We start from the raw sequence: 15096 nt of genomic DNA, 5'->3' as shown, positions 1-15096 counted from the left end.
AGTAAAGGTTTAACCAAATAATGGGTTTCCATAATATTTAGTATAGCTAGGCAACAAAGGAAATTACTCCCCAGTCGAGGGTACAAAAACCATTCTAAACCCAACCATGGGTGAGGGCACAGGCAAGTGATCTCCTGGCGCATCGACACGCAATTCATATCCTGTATCGTACCAGCTACCTCCCCTCACGCTCTCGCAATCGCTCACCATTTCGGCAACATTTCCACACATATCGAAAAGTTTATAAAAGTTGGATTTAAACTGCTTTACAGGCGATGTAATGAATTGTTTGGCACCTGTATTTTGCATAGGTGTTATCACTATTACCTCACCCTCGGCATTGCGTGATATGTTAGCATCGTTAACCGATAAAAAGTTGGCCAGCTTAACGCAATCCTTATCCTTTAGGTAAGGGCCTTCCCACGCAAAAATCCAGTTGTGATTATCGCCACGGGCTGCTCTAACCCACTCTGCTTGCGTTGGCAAACGAAAAACACCTTTGCCCCTTTTCATCGCCTCCTTGCTTGAGTTGTAATGCTGGGTGTACCATCTGCAATACTCCTGGGCAGCTTCGCGGGAAATATTATTCATAGGATAACTATAATACGAGGGGTGCTTGTGGTAATGCTCTACAAAGGGCTGATTGTATGAATAGGTAAAAAGCGACACCCACTTGGCTGTATCGGGATAACAATCCTTATACAAATTCTTGTTTTGCTCCTTTAGTTGGCTAAGAAACTCGCTATACTGGCCAACGGTAACTTCATGGCTCTGCATAAAGAATGCGTCAACTGCAACCATTTGGCTCTCTACTTTTGCTTCTCCCATAGGGATAAATATAAAATTGGAAGGAGCTTTAACCGATTTTTGGGCACTAACAGGGCCGGCAAGTGCAAAAAATATTAGTAAAAGATTGCTTTTCATAGGGTTTGAGTAGTGATTAGATTTAGGGTTAACGATAGTATGCGTAACGATATTACATCAAAAAAACTAGAATCCCAAAAAAGCCTTAGCTCAAAGGCTCATTTCGAGATAAAAAAAGCAGATATTATATAGCACAATTACATCGGTTACCCTATACCAATGGGGCAATTTTTAGTCAATATGCTTGTTTTATATTTTGATTGAGTAACTTTGCCATTTGATTATGCAAACCATATATTTTTTCCAGATGAGAAACCTTATCCTATTCATTCTGCTGGCTTTGGGCACATTGAATGCAATTGCCCAAGAGGCCGAAACCACCACAAAGGTTAAAATATCGACCGACAAAGTAAGAATTGATGGAAAACAATACTATATCCATATTGTGCAGCAAGGCGAGACCCTTTTCTCCATCAGCAAAGCATACAATGTTAGCCAAATTGAGATAGCCATGGAGAACCCCGATATATACCTGGGGCTTCAGGTTGATCAGGCGCTTAAAATCCCTGTAAAAGGGCAAGAAGTAATGCCTGGCGATGAGGACGAAAACTACATATACCATGTGGTAAGGCGCCGCGAAACGCTGATGAGCCTTACGCGTAAATACGATGTTAAGCTGCATGAAATTTACGCTGCAAACCCCGGGATGGAAGAGGACATTAACGTAAATCAGGTAGTACTAATTCCCAAAAAGCGTATTAGCACCATTGGACAAATCGACAAAGACTCAGATAGATTTATTTACCACGAGGTAAAACCACGCGAAGGATTCTTTTCGCTCCGACGACAATATGGTGTTAGCGAGGAGGTAATCAGAAAGTTCAATCCTGAGTTAGGTGAGGATGGTTTGAAGCTTGGAACCATACTTCGAATACCCAAGGATCCGTCCGACACATCGCCGCTGCCAGAGCCCAAACACCACGAAACGGTTGTGGTTATTGATGAAATGGCTGAATATGAAGCCCCAGCCACGGTAACTCCAACAGTGGTATGCGACACGTTCCAGTACAACAGGTGGCGCGATGTATACAACGTTGCCCTATTGCTACCCTTTACCCAAATGGCTGATATTCAGCCTAGCGATACCCTGAATGGCGACCTGGGTGGCTCATTGACTGAACAGGTACGCTCGAGTGGACGAGAACGAATATCGCCCCAAACGGCTAACTTCCTCAACTTTTACCAAGGTGTTCTCATTGCACTCGACACGCTAAAGGATATGGGGATATCAATAAATCTGCACGTTTACGACACCGAGAGAAGCGCAGACAAAGCCCGACAGCTAACCCTAGAAAAGGGGATGCAGAATGCTCACCTAATTATTGGCCCGGCATATACAGAGTGTTTACAACCCATTGCAGAGTTTGCTCTTGAACATCGTATCCCAATTGTGTCGCCACTTTCGCGAAACAACTACCTTTTGGAACGTAACCCCTACCTTTTCCAAGCTAACCCATCGTTCATGACTCAGCTACAAGAGTTTGTAAATATTATCGATTTTTGCGGTGGGCAAAATATAGTGCTGGTGCACGAGGCCGATACTACCAACAGGGCGATGATAGAGAGTTTTAAGGATATGATTACCCAAAGGATAGGGAGCTGCCCCTCATCAAGACTTATTCACTTTAAGGAGGTGAGCTATAGACCCGGCAGCCCAGCACCCGATGTACAGGAACGCATTAGCCACAGCTTGGCGCTCGACAGAGAGAATCTTATTCTGGTTCCTACTAACAACGAGGCCTTTGTAAGCGATTTGCTAGGGAATTTGCAGGCGCTTTCCACAATTTACAAATACCCCATTAGCACTTACGGCTTTCCAAGCTGGCAGCGGTTCCGAAATGTTCAGGTCGACTACTTCTACCAGCTGCAGCTACACCTCTTTACACCTTTCTTTGTAAGCTATAGCGATCCACACGTTAAATCGTTCATTACAAAATACCGCGATGCGTTTAGAGCCGAACCAACGCAATATGCCTACCAGGGGTACGATGTGATGCTGTACTTTCTCACCGCAATGAAAAATTACGGGATTGATTTTCAGTTCTGCATCTCAAATCATAAGCAAAACCTATTGCAGTCGAAATTTAACTTTAATCAGCAAAACTCGCTTACGGGTTTCGAGAACAGCGCTGTACATATGATACACTACACAAAAAACTACGAGATTGTTAGCGCCGAAGAAACCAACAAGAAGCTGCAGGTTATAAGCCCCATAAGGTATATTAATGAGCCTGAAACAAACCGAAAAGAAGCAGTAATACAATACTAAACCTCATCCGGCTAAAGTATGAACACCCATCATTTGCATAATAGTAACCTTTCCATCAAAGCTGGTTGGGTATCAATTGCTGTGAATGTGTTTCTGTTCATCATAAAGTACTGGGCTGGTATTGTAAGCGGATCGGTGGCCATTATTGCCGATGCTTGGCATACCCTAAGCGATTCGTTAAGTTCAATCTTTCTAATCTTAGGGATTTACCTGTCGCGCAAGCCGGCCGACAAGGATCATCCGTTTGGGCATGGGCGCAACGAGCTAATCACATCAATTCTAATAGGCGGACTGTTGGCCATGGTGGCCTATAATTTCTTTATTGAGTCGATTGAGCGCCTCCAAAGCAAGGAGTCGGCAACGTACGGACTTATTGCCATTGTTGCAACCGTAGTCTCCATTCTGCTTAAGGAGGGGCTAGCACAATACTCATTCTACGTAGGTCGCAAAACGAACTCACAGGCCGTAAAGGCCGATGGATGGCACCACAGAAGCGACGCCATATCGTCGGTTGCCATACTGGTTGGTATTGCGCTTGGTCGCTTCTTCTGGTGGATAGATGGGGTGATGGGAATAATTGTTTCGCTCTTCATTCTTTACACAGCCTACAAAATTATCCGCAGCTCGTCACATACCATCCTTGGGGAGAAGCCCTCGAGAAAGCTAGTGGAAGATGTTAAGAGGCTGGCAAACCAAGCTGCAGAGCAGGAGGTTCACTCGCACCACATCCATCTGCACAACTACATTCACCATAAGGAGCTAACCATCCATATTTACCTCCCCAACGAAATGACCATTGCGGAATCGCACCGAATAACCAATGCCATAGAAAAAACGCTATCCACGGAGCTTGATGTGGAAACCACAATTCATGTTGAGCCAATAGAGATTAAACCCTACGACAACGATAAATCCGTGTAAGTCAAGCCATCTGATTGCAGAACTACTAACTGATCTCCTCGAGCCTGGTTGCTTGAGAGTTGAGGGTTGCGGATTCTACATTCTACATTTCCATTTTCTGTCTTTCCGACCCTTCTGCGAGTGGCCAGTGAGCGGTTCGGCTGGCTCACCGACCACCTGACGAACTGATCAGCATAACACCTGTCGAACTGCTCAGGGCACGCGACTCTCTGACTTTCAACTTTCAGACTTTCAACTTTTGACTTTTGACTTTTGACTTTTGACTTTCCGACTTTCCGACTTTAAGACTTTCAACTTTCCGACTTTCGACTCTCAGACATCCCTACTCCACCACAATCGTCATCTCATCAATCAACCACTGGGCATTGGCAAACTTATCGATAACAAAAAGTACGTAACGGATATCGGTAACAATGGTTCGCTGCATGTGGGGTTCGAATACAAAGTCGCAGGCCATTGCCTCGTAATTTCCATCGAATGCAACACCCACCAAGTGCCCGTGGGCATTAAGCACAGGGCTACCCGAGTTGCCGTTGGTGATATCGTTATCGGTAATAAAACAAATGGGAACACCAACGCTATCGGCATAAGCCCCAAAGTTTGATGTTTCCCAGAGCCGCTTTTCCACTGGACTAACCCTAAATACATCCACCTCGGGGTTTTCCTTTTCAAACTTACCCTTTAGGTAGGTATGCGTATTGTAGCGCATACCATCGCGCGGGCTGTAGCCCACAACCTTTCCATACGATAAGCGCATGGTGGAGTTGGCGTCGGGGTAGTGTGGAGCCTCAGGCTCCATGCTAAGCAGCCCCTTGGTGTAATCGCGCATTGCAAGTTGTAGATTATCCGACGACGCCCCCAACTTATCATACATATCTTCGAGCAGTGACTCGTAGCTTATATGAAGCATAAAGATGGGATCGGAGTACAAACTATCGGGAATAGGATTATCCAAAAACTTGCTCAAGTTTTCGGGTGAGGAGAAGTACGATTTATCGTAAAAATAATCGACAACGATTGGAATAAGCATCTCGGAGTAATCATTCTTCACCAACTCCTTTAGAATTGGGCTATCGAAATCATCGGGCAAATGCTTTAGCAGGCTAATCAATGCAGAGCTGTATAACTCGATGTCCACCTCCTTGTGAAACGTCTTGAATAGTTCGGGCAGCTCCCTTCGAACTCTTTTTACCTCTCGTCGGATCTTACGTTTCGAGGGTTTATCGGCAACCAGCTCCATAATTAAATCATACAGCTCATATATTACGCTGCCCACCTCCACAGGCCAATGGACTAATGACCCTAGGCTTCTGAATACCGGTTCGTAAGCATTGTGTTGAAGTTGTGAGTAGTAACCCTCAATATCGCTCAACACATAAGTGTAATCAACATCAGAAGTAGCACTTTTGGCCCAGGCCAAAAGGCTGTCCTCCCGAGCTTTAAGCCGAGGCACAACATCAAATCGATGCATGGATTGGGCCTGGTAGGTATCCTTCTGCCAAAAATTAACCAACATATCGTGCTTATCGGTAAGTAACACCTTGGCCTCAGGGTCAGCCTGCATAGCCTCCTTAATGGTGGCAATGAATTCGCCCCATACCTTATCAACCCAGGGTGCCACCTGATCGCGCTCGTTAAGCGCATGATAAGATGTGGAGTAGCGGTAAGTTGTTCCGGGATAGCCAACCACCATGGTAAAATCGCCCTCTCCCACTCCATTTAGCGAAATGGGAAAATGATGCCTAGGCTTATAGGGTACGTTACGCCTTGCATAGCTGGCGGGCTTACCATTGGGAGCCGTGTAAATACGATACAGCGCAAAATCGCCGGTATGCCTTGGCCAGCGCCAGTTATCCACATCTCCACCAAAATTACCGATGCTCGATGGTGGTGCTCCCACCAATCGTACGTCGGTGAATCTGTGGTAAACAAAAAGATAAAATTTGTTGTAACTATACATAGGAACCACCATGGCATGAGTACCCTTCTCCATCTTTTCGACCTCGCCACTAATTCTTTCACCCATCTTCTGCACGCGAAAAAAATAATCGGGATCATTGAAATCGACCTCACTCATAATGCGCTGTGTTACATCCTCAACCCGCTGAAGAATTAGCGCAGTTTTACCCGGCACAGGCAGCTCTTCGGATTGATTAGAGGCCCAAAAGCCATCATGCAGGAGGTTGCTGCTTGCAGTGGAATGGTACTGAATATCGCTTACCGCACAATGATGATTGGTTAGCACAAGCCCATTGGGCGAGATTATCTCGGCAGAGCACCCACCGTCATCGAGCATCACCACGGCATCCTTAACACTGCTATTGTTGATGCTATAAATGTCCTCGGCCGAAAGTTGCAAACCCATTCGCTGCATCTGCTCCATATTTTGCTTTACAAGGGAGATGAGCCACATACCCTCATCGGCTCTGCCAGCATGCGGAGCTATGAGAATGAAGCAAACAAGCGCCACTGTGGTAATGGTACGGAATAACTTTGTAACTTGCATATAAATTTGGGCTAGTTGATTGAGAATGCAAAATAGCTAATTAAATGTACTTTACAATCTCTATTGCTAAAAAGCAAAGCGGCACGGGGTAAAACGAATGCCCAAATATTTGCATAGGAAAAAAAATTATGGCTAATTTGCCGCCAAATTGGAGAATTAATGGAATGGTTATTTAAGATCTTAACAATAGCTTTTGCTTACATCCTAGGAAGTGTTCCAACTTCTATTTGGATTGGTAAAATTTTTTACAACATCGATATTCGCGAACACGGTAGCGGCAATGCTGGTGCAACCAATACCTTTCGGGTTATGGGGGCAAAGGCAGGTTTCTTTGTGTTTTTTGTTGATGGGCTTAAAGGGTATGCTGCCGTCAGGTTGCTTTACCTTACCGATTTTTACATCCCCGAAACAGGGTTCTTCATCAACTTTCAGCTAGCGCTGGGCATGGCTGCCATGATTGGGCATATTTTCCCAATATTTGCAAACTTTAGAGGGGGTAAAGGTGTGGCAACACTCACCGGTGTTGTTTTAGCCTTACACCCAGGGGCTACCCTTATAACCCTTGGTGTTTTTATTGTTACCCTGCTACTTACTAAGTACGTTTCGCTAAGCTCAATGATTGCTGCATTTACGTTCCCCTTTATCTTGATTTTTGCTTTCTCCAACACTACCCCCTCGCTTATCATCTTTTCCATGGTAATTGCAGTACTGCTGCTGTTTACCCATCAGAAAAATATTGAGCGACTGCTCAAAGGCGAAGAAAAGCGATTTGGAATTAAGAAGAAAGAGAAGACCTCTTAGCTTAAACTTAACCTAAGCCTTAGGTAGAGTTAATACTAGGTTAACATCATGACCCTACTTTTGTGGCAGAACAAAACAAAACTAGGATTATGAAAAAGCTAAGCACACTTCTGATAATTACCTTAATGGCCTCAATGAGTTTAATGGCCTCAAAAACCGACAACTCAAAATCTGAGGAGAAAATTGCTCCATCGGCACCCGCATTTATTAGCAGCATAAGCGGTAAGGTGGTTGACCATAGCACAGGAGAGTCTCTAGCTGGCGTAAAGGTAGTCCTTGAGGGAACCCAGCAAGAAACATTTACCGATTTCGATGGAAATTTTTCGTTTGCCAATGTGAACGTGGTTGAAGCAAAGCTTAACGCATCGTACATCAGCTATAGGCAGGAATCAATTACTGTTGATGAAATCTCTGGGAATATAAGGTTTACACTCAAATCGGCATACTAGCAATTGCATTCAACAAATTGGTATAAGGCGCTGGTTTCAGCGCCTTATTTATTCTATAAAGATATTTACGGGGTACTCTATGCTGGTGAGAAACAACCCCTCGGCAGGGGCCGAAGTTCCTGCCAGCGAACGATCCTTAGCCTCAATGATCTTAACAAAATCAGCTTCAGCAATTTTACCCCTACCCACATCCACAAGGGTTCCCACTATGGCCCGCACCATGTTTCTTAAAAACCTGTCGGCTCGGATGGTAAAAACCAGCTCCTGTTCCTGAACCTCCCACATGGCCGTGTACACCCTGCAGTTATTGGTCTTCACATCGGAGCCCAGCTTGCTAAAGCTGGTAAAATCGGTATAGGTAAGCAGCTTGCTGGCGGCTCTTTTCATAGCATCAACATCAAGCGGAGCCTTGTACAGCCATGCAGTTTCTACGCTAAAAGGGTTCTTATACCTGCTAATATGGTACTCGTAGGTTCTAGATAGAGCTGAGAATCGTGCATGCGCATCGGGAGTAACAGCCACAATTTCCTTAATGGCTATATCCCTAGGCAATATCTCATTAAGGCTTACCAGCAGCTTTTGATCCCACTGAAGGTTAATCATCTGTGAATCGAAATGAGCCACAAAAAAAGAGGCATGAACCCCGGTATCGGTACGTCCTGCTCCAAGAGTAGAAACTTCATGGCGTAGGATGGTAGAGAGGGCTTTTTCCAGCTCGGCCTGCACAGTATTGGCATTTGGCTGTATTTGCCATCCACAGTAATTGGTGCCAAGGTAGGCTAACTCAACAAAATATCTTTGCACTGTTTTATGTTTTTTGGATATCAAAGATACAAATGAAAATGCAGAATTTGATCATAATACCTACTTTTACCTGCACAAACCATCATCGTTAGCCTTGAAGAAACAACGCAAAGTACTGCTAGCCATAAGCGGAGGAGTAGACAGCACCACGGCAGCTATCCTGCTTAAGCAGCAGGGTTTTGATATAACGGCCATTCACTTCGAATTTTACAAGTCCAACGTGCATGAAGAGAGCATGATTGGAATTTCTACTATTTGCGAGCAGCTAAATATCCCATTGGTTCAGCTGGATATATCCAAAGAGTTTGAAGCAACTGTATTCCCATACTATGGATCGGAATATCTTACTGGCCGAACCCCTTGCCCCTGCTCGTATTGCAATCTCAATGTTAAGTGGAGGTATCTGTACCAGTATGCTAGCGACAATGGATTTGACCAAATTGCCACAGGTCACTACATAAGAATATCTGCCATTGATGGTTTTTTTAGGATTTTAAGGGGAATTGATCCGGCCAAGGATCAATCGTACTTTCTTTGGAATCTTCCTCAGGAATATTTGGCCAAGTCAATAATGCCCCTGGGTAATCTAACAAAATCAGAAGTGAAAACTATTGCTGCACAATGGGGGTTTGAGCAGCTTGCAAGAAAACCCGAGAGCATGGGGGTTTGCTTCCTCAGGGGAAAGGATTATCGGATTTTTCTTGAGGAACAAAGCATTTTGAACAAAGGGATTGCTGGAGATATTGTTGATGAGAATGGTGTAACCATTGGAACTCACGATGGGATTCACCGGTACACCATTGGGCAGAAAAGGGGGATTGCAAATATCCCCAAAAACAAATGCGTAGTCCGAATCGATGCCGAGAAGAATCAGCTACATATAGGTCCATGGGATAGCCTTTTTTTCGATACGCTTAAGCTAACCAACTGCATACTGACAGGGGTCGAGGCTGGTGTACACAATAACGTAAAGGTTATGATTAGAGGATTTGGCCAAAATCCGCAGTTGGAGTGCACGCTTAAGCTGGGGGGTAATGGCCAGGCCATTGTTGAACTTAACGACCCGGCATGGGCGCCAATGCAGGGTCAGCCCACCGTGGTATACAGCGATGAAATACTACTAGGTGGCGGATATCTGCACTCTGCATGGAATAGATAAACACCTATCCTATCCAAGATAACCATCGAGAATACTTAACAGTTGCTGGCTACTAATTGGTTTGGTTATGTAATCGTTACATCCAGCAGCCTCAGCCTTTGCCCTGTCCTCGGAAAAAGCGTATGCTGTTTGGGCTATTATGGGGATGTCGGGGTTTATTTGGTGAATCTCCAGCGAAGCAGCATAACCATCCTTGTTGGGCATTCGAATATCCATAAGGATTGCATCAATATTCTTTATGGTATCAACCAGTTCGACAGCCTGTACGCCATCCTTAGCCCAAAGTATATTTACACCAGTGCCCTCCAGCATTTCACTAATTAGCAGATAGTTTATCTCCTCATCCTCGGCAATGAGCAGCACCTTATTCTTCCAGTCGGGCATTGCAGGCACATCCTGATCTTCATCTTGCTGTACTGCCTCCATTGGCTTGGATATATCAGTGCCTAATGGTATTTCAAACAGGAAGGCTGCTCCCTCTCCAGGTTCAGACTCTACCCAAATCTTCCCATTCAACAGCTCAACAATGCCCTTGCAAATGGTTAAGCCTAAACCTTTACCCTCTTTGGCTCGCTCAATACGCTCGTCGAGCTGCCTGTACCTATCGAACACCACCCGATGCATTGCTGGGTCTATTCCAATACCTGAGTCCTTCACATAAAACTCTACGGTTGAATCCTTAACCCGATAACCAAATTCAACAAACCCCTTCTCGGTAAATTTTAGTGCATTGTCGAGGAGATTGGTAAACACCTGCTCCAAGCGTCCCTCGTCGCTATAAAGCATAAAATCATCGGAATTGGGTGGTACAACCAAGCGTACTTCAACAGCCTCACGATGCTGAAATAACCTTTCGTTGCTATAAAAATCTCTTAGGTTGTTTAACAATCGGCTGGGAGAGAATAAAGATTTAACCACAGTAAGCTGTCCCGATTCCACGCGGGTCACATCAACCATATCGTTGATAAGCTTGACCAACATCTGCCCCTTGCGGTTAATAATATCAACATACTCCTTTCGCTTATTCTTGCTAAGGTTGGGAATGTTTAGCAGCTGGGTAAACCCGATAATGGCATTCATAGGGGTTCTTATCTCATGGCCAATATTGGCAAGGTACGCCGACTTAAGCCTGTTGGCCTCTTGGGCTGCATCGCGCGATTGGAGCACCGCCTGTTCCACCTCGCGACGCTGCATAGCTTGAGCGTAGAGCCTTGCAAGCTGCAGAACCAGCTGTAACGACTCTTCCACTTCGGAACTTTGCGCCGCAATAAGTATCCACCCAAATACCTTCTGGTCGGTTTGTATACCCACCGAGTAGAACCTTTCGATAGAGAAGATGCGCTCCAAATTTCTTGAGGCAACCGATGACACCAGCCCGTCGGAAAATGTGTAAAGCGACTGCTCTATAGCTTGCACCTTTGCTGCTTTGACCAGGGAAGTCGAATCGGCCTGCAGTTGGTACCGCCTACCAATGGGATTCCATCCCACTGACTCAACAACCTGCTGCCACTCCGACGATGAAAATCCGTAACCTCCCTCTATGGTAAAGAACTGCTGGTCAGGTTCGGCCGACGACACAAGGAATAGCATATCGTTAATTTGGTTCTCGAGCGTGCTCCCTAGATGATGATAGTAATTATCCGTTGGCGATAGCGCAAAAAGAGATGTTGTAACCTTTGAGATAATTTTGGCTTGATGCAATTTTTGCTCTAACGCCCTCTCCTTAACCACCTGCTTTGATATGTCGCGACCTATTGCTGCAACATTCAAATCATTATGGGCACTTCGATAGGGAAAGATTGTCCACTTCGACAGAAATTTGCGACCGCGTTTGGTTTCAATCTCAAACTCCTCATCGTAAGGTTCAAAATCTGCATTCTGCATTGCAGTCCGAAGCCTCTTGCGGGCATTCACCAAAGGGAACAGCTGCTTAAACACATCTTTACCCGCTGCCAAATCGTTCGATTTATGACCCGTGATCCTCTCGCAAACGCTGTTCCAGTATGTTAGCTTACCATTACCATCAAGTATAAGCATGAACAGTGGAAACCTCTCGAAATAGTTAAGCGCGCTTTGGGCGTACAAGTTGAAATTTGTTTCGCACAATCGAACCGCTGATATATCTTGAATTACCCCGCGCCAAAAACCCTTTTCCTGCTGACTAGAACCCACCCTTTCGGCAGTTATCATAAGGTTTTTGGTTTCGTTCCTGCCCGACCTATATGTGACCTCAACGGCCATTGACCTTACAGCCGACCCATGGGTAATTGCATTTAAAAAATCGCTGAACCTCTGCTTATCATTGGCCTTAATGCCTTTAGTAAGCGTTGAAAGGCTTGGAATAAAATCGGGGCTTTGGTCAACACCTAAAATTGTGTATAGTGTGCTGGACCACGTGTTGCTGTGTGCGTTGGGGTGCTCCTCCCATATCCCTATAGGTATACTATGTATATTTGAATTGGGGGAAATTCCCTTAGGGAATACGCCAAAGCGGCTTTGTGGACTGAGTGATTCCTGCAAATGATATCTTTTAGAATCCATAGGTTAAGCTATTAATCTATTTAACGCTAATGCCAATTTACAAAAATTACTACAACTACAGGTAATTTTCTGGTTGGTATAATTTGAGCCACGGGTAGAAAAATCTAAGAAACTGTTTAATTTTTTTTGAACGATTCATTTTATGATGCTGCCGTAGGTGGCATATAACGATTGAAAAAGTATTTCATATAACCATAGCGCCTCGTAGAGTGCGCAATAAGTTGCTTTCATTATTGCACCCACTCTGGCCTGCCTGACTGGCAAAGGCAGGGGTGCTTAGTTTAGTTTCACATATTTTCAATCGCTATATGCCCTCTACGAGGGCTCTTCAAATTTTTAAACGTAAAACTTAAACAGTTTCTAAAAATGTTAAAAACTTTTTACAAAATGTTAAATTCTTTACAGCCCAAAACCGCAAGCATATTTTGGGTAATGCCTTACTTTGTATACCAAACTATTACTTAACAATCGATGCTCAAACGTCCGGGCTTTAACAACGAAAGGCTTAAACGGGTTCACAGGAAGGAGATACTCTTCAACTCCTCTGAACTTGAAGCCATTAACATTTACTGCAGGCGATATAGAATAAAGAATCGCTCAAGATTTCTTCGCGAAGCGGTTATATCAAAAGTGCTTCAGCAATTCGAAAAGGATCATCCCAAGCTTTTCTAAAAAAAAAATCCTACGACCAGATTGCCATAGGATTTTTAAAAGTAAAATATGTGGGTTGGGCTACCCCATTAGCTTAGATATCACCTGAATATTCTGATCGCTAAATACATCTTTCCCCGCTGGGGTATAAAGATATTCCAGCCTGTGTGCATAGTGCTTTTCTACCTTGCCCCTAACCACCTTCATGGTGCTATTCACCATACCATTCTGCTCAGTAAAAGGCTCCTCCAGTAGAGCAAAAGTAGCTGGAAGCCATCGATCGGGGAACTGCCCCTCGAATTCTCCGCCAATTTTGAACAAAGCGATATCGTCCTGAACTAGCTTTATGGCAAACTGATGCGCCTCGATGGATGATAAATCGCTGTGCGATCCACTTACAGTTCTCTTTAGCTGCTCTTTAGCAGGAACGATCAATGCTACGGTATAGGCGTTTTGGTTGTTGTATAGAATAACCTGATCGATTAGTTTGGACTGTTCCACTAAGGTTTCCTCTATACCCTCGGGGCTATACTTTTCGCCATCGTTCCCTATGAGCAAACTTTTAAACCGGCCCAAAACGTAAAGAAACCCATCCTTATCCATATACCCCATATCACCGGTGTAAAGCCATCCATCCTTTACAGTTTCGGCAGAGGCCTTCTCGTTCTTCCAATATCCCTTCATCACATTCTCGCCCTTAATCACAATCTCTCCCTTTTCGCCAACAGGAAGTTCTATTCCTTTATCGTCGCAAATCCTCAACTCCATAGGAGTTACCAAATAACCCGAAGAGCCTAACTTATGACGCTTAAGCGAATTCGAACTGATAATGGGTGTTGCCTCGGAGAGGCCGTACCCCTGCATCATAGGCATACCCACGGCATAGAAAAACCTCTGAAGGTCGATATCGAGCAGCGCACCGCCTCCAATAAAGAACCTGAGCTGACCACCAAACCCCTCGCGAATCTTTTTAAATAAGATCTTATCGAATAGCCATATCAATGGCTTGTAAATAAATGTTCCACCCCTCCCCTTATTGAATCCTTCCTTATTGTACTTGTAGGATAACATCATGGCGAAGTCAAAAAGTTTAGATACAACTTTCCCTTTTGCCTTAATGTTCGACTCGATATTCTTTTTAAAGTTTTTGGCCAGAGCAGGTACACTAAGCAGCAGGTTGGGCTTTATCTCCTTTATATTAATAGGTATATTCTTTAGAGTTTCCATAGGTGTTTTACCCTGCTGCACGGTGGCAATGCTGGCACCACAAGCCATGAACGAATATAATCCGGCCACGTGAGCAAAGCAATGGTCGAGCGGAAGGATAATTAAGGTGCGGTATGATGGTGGGATATCCATCAGTGTTAGTGCCTGCTCCACATTGGCTGTATAATTTCGATGCGAAAGAATTACGCCCTTGGGGTCGGCGGTGGTGCCCGATGTGTAGCTAATGGTGGCATAATGATCGAGATCGATTTGCTTGCGCGATTCGGCCAATGCATTAGGATTAGCAGCAAGATACTCATCGCCAAGCGAAAAAAGTTGGGCAACATACATCTCGTTCTCGTCGTAAACATCCTGCTCATCGAGGTAAACAATCTTTTTAACCAGCGGTAGCTGGCTCTTAATGCCCTTTATCTTATGCGCTTGGCTACCCGACACAAAAATTATGGAGGTTTCGGAATGCTCCAATCTGAATAGCAGATCGGGGCCCTCGAGCTTTATCGAAAGTGGAACATTGATAGCTCCAGTGTAAAGAATGGCCAACTCGCTAATAACCCACAGGTTTCTTCCCTCGGAAAGCAGAGCTATGGTATCGTTATCCTTAACACCCAGGCTAAGTAGCCCCGAGGCCAAACGGTATACCTCACTCCGAGTTTCGTTGTATGTAATGGAGGTAAACTTATCCAACTTTTTCTCCCACAAATAGGGATTGGCAGAGTACTTATCAACACTCTGCTCAAACAGATCGATTATAGTAGTCATTCTTTTCAAATTTTGTTTATAAACCAGATTCTTATGTCCAAACAGCTGTTTAAAAAACAGTTAACACCACCAACAAAACTACAAA

11 protein-coding genes are annotated in these 15096 nt (G+C 44.5%); 6 read left to right on the top strand and 5 right to left on the bottom strand.

Features of this window, described 5'->3' with window-relative positions; genetic code table 11:
* Nucleotides 1-63: 63 nt before the first annotated feature.
* The gene (locus G8O23_RS00920; protein ID WP_166360771.1) at nucleotides 64-924 is read right to left on the bottom strand and encodes a formylglycine-generating enzyme family protein; all 861 of its coding nucleotides are present in this window, start codon (nucleotides 922-924) and stop codon (nucleotides 64-66) included.
* A gap of 247 nt (nucleotides 925-1171) precedes the next feature.
* Here G8O23_RS00920 and G8O23_RS00915 point away from each other — a divergent pair, with 247 nt between their 5' ends.
* Both G8O23_RS00915 and G8O23_RS00910 read left to right on the top strand, forming a co-directional pair.
* Nucleotides 1172-3193, top strand: coding sequence for a LysM peptidoglycan-binding domain-containing protein (locus G8O23_RS00915; RefSeq protein ID WP_166360763.1), 2022 nt, complete (start codon nucleotides 1172-1174; stop codon nucleotides 3191-3193).
* 18 nt (nucleotides 3194-3211) lie between these two features.
* Entirely contained in the window at nucleotides 3212-4114 is a 903-nt protein-coding gene (locus G8O23_RS00910; RefSeq protein ID WP_166360761.1) for a cation diffusion facilitator family transporter, read from the top strand.
* 322 nt (nucleotides 4115-4436) lie between these two features.
* Here G8O23_RS00910 and G8O23_RS00905 read toward each other — a convergent pair whose 3' ends face one another.
* Entirely contained in the window at nucleotides 4437-6620 is a 2184-nt protein-coding gene (locus tag G8O23_RS00905; RefSeq protein ID WP_166360759.1) for a S46 family peptidase, read from the bottom strand.
* Nucleotides 6621-6779: 159 nt separating this feature from the next.
* On the opposite strand from G8O23_RS00905, the gene plsY reads away from it, so the two are divergent.
* A complete protein-coding gene (gene plsY, locus G8O23_RS00900) occupies nucleotides 6780-7421 on the top strand; it encodes a glycerol-3-phosphate 1-O-acyltransferase PlsY (RefSeq protein WP_166360757.1) in 642 nt (213 codons plus the stop codon).
* Nucleotides 7422-7510: 89 nt separating this feature from the next.
* Entirely contained in the window at nucleotides 7511-7870 is a 360-nt protein-coding gene (locus G8O23_RS00895) for a carboxypeptidase-like regulatory domain-containing protein (RefSeq protein WP_166360755.1), read from the top strand.
* A 48-nt stretch (nucleotides 7871-7918) separates the two neighbouring features.
* On the opposite strand, the gene truA is transcribed toward G8O23_RS00895, so the two are convergent.
* Nucleotides 7919-8674 carry a tRNA pseudouridine(38-40) synthase TruA gene (gene truA, locus G8O23_RS00890; RefSeq protein WP_166360753.1) on the bottom strand — a complete coding sequence of 252 codons (756 nt, stop codon included), beginning with the start codon at nucleotides 8672-8674 and terminating at the stop codon, nucleotides 7919-7921.
* A gap of 94 nt (nucleotides 8675-8768) precedes the next feature.
* Between truA and mnmA the strand changes: the two genes are divergently transcribed.
* Nucleotides 8769-9833, top strand: a complete 1065-nt coding sequence (gene mnmA, locus G8O23_RS00885) for a tRNA 2-thiouridine(34) synthase MnmA (protein ID WP_166360751.1) — start codon at nucleotides 8769-8771, stop codon at nucleotides 9831-9833.
* 9 nt (nucleotides 9834-9842) lie between these two features.
* Here mnmA and G8O23_RS00880 read toward each other — a convergent pair whose 3' ends face one another.
* Nucleotides 9843-12374 carry an ATP-binding protein gene (locus G8O23_RS00880; protein WP_166360749.1) on the bottom strand — a complete coding sequence of 844 codons (2532 nt, stop codon included), beginning with the start codon at nucleotides 12372-12374 and terminating at the stop codon, nucleotides 9843-9845.
* A gap of 471 nt (nucleotides 12375-12845) precedes the next feature.
* On the opposite strand from G8O23_RS00880, the gene G8O23_RS00875 reads away from it, so the two are divergent.
* Entirely contained in the window at nucleotides 12846-13046 is a 201-nt protein-coding gene (locus tag G8O23_RS00875; RefSeq protein WP_166360747.1) for a hypothetical protein, read from the top strand.
* Nucleotides 13047-13106: 60 nt separating this feature from the next.
* Here the strand turns inward: G8O23_RS00875 and G8O23_RS00870 are convergent, their stop codons facing one another.
* Nucleotides 13107-15011 carry an AMP-dependent synthetase/ligase gene (locus G8O23_RS00870; protein ID WP_166360745.1) on the bottom strand — a complete coding sequence of 635 codons (1905 nt, stop codon included), beginning with the start codon at nucleotides 15009-15011 and terminating at the stop codon, nucleotides 13107-13109.
* Nucleotides 15012-15096 lie beyond the last annotated feature (85 nt).

Source organism: Perlabentimonas gracilis (assembly GCF_011174675.1).
Lineage (GTDB): Bacteria > Bacteroidota > Bacteroidia > Bacteroidales > Tenuifilaceae > Perlabentimonas > Perlabentimonas gracilis.
The sequence above is the reverse complement of the archived record's forward strand: the minus strand, read 5'-3'. Positions and strand labels throughout refer to the sequence as shown.

What these genes read in the sequence shown, in the direction of transcription:
- G8O23_RS00920 (WP_166360771.1), bottom strand. Translation starts at nt 924, where the DNA reads ATGAAAAGCAATCTTTTACTAATATTTTTTGCACTTGCCGGCCCTGTT.
- G8O23_RS00915 (WP_166360763.1), top strand. Translation starts at nt 1,172, where the DNA reads ATGAGAAACCTTATCCTATTCATTCTGCTGGCTTTGGGCACATTGAAT.
- G8O23_RS00910 (WP_166360761.1), top strand. Translation starts at nt 3,212, where the DNA reads ATGAACACCCATCATTTGCATAATAGTAACCTTTCCATCAAAGCTGGT.
- G8O23_RS00905 (WP_166360759.1), bottom strand. Translation starts at nt 6,620, where the DNA reads ATGCAAGTTACAAAGTTATTCCGTACCATTACCACAGTGGCGCTTGTT.
- plsY (WP_166360757.1), top strand. Translation starts at nt 6,780, where the DNA reads ATGGAATGGTTATTTAAGATCTTAACAATAGCTTTTGCTTACATCCTA.
- G8O23_RS00895 (WP_166360755.1), top strand. Translation starts at nt 7,511, where the DNA reads ATGAAAAAGCTAAGCACACTTCTGATAATTACCTTAATGGCCTCAATG.
- G8O23_RS00880 (WP_166360749.1), bottom strand. Translation starts at nt 12,374, where the DNA reads ATGGATTCTAAAAGATATCATTTGCAGGAATCACTCAGTCCACAAAGC.
- G8O23_RS00875 (WP_166360747.1), top strand. Translation starts at nt 12,846, where the DNA reads ATGCTCAAACGTCCGGGCTTTAACAACGAAAGGCTTAAACGGGTTCAC.
- G8O23_RS00870 (WP_166360745.1), bottom strand. Translation starts at nt 15,011, where the DNA reads ATGACTACTATAATCGATCTGTTTGAGCAGAGTGTTGATAAGTACTCT.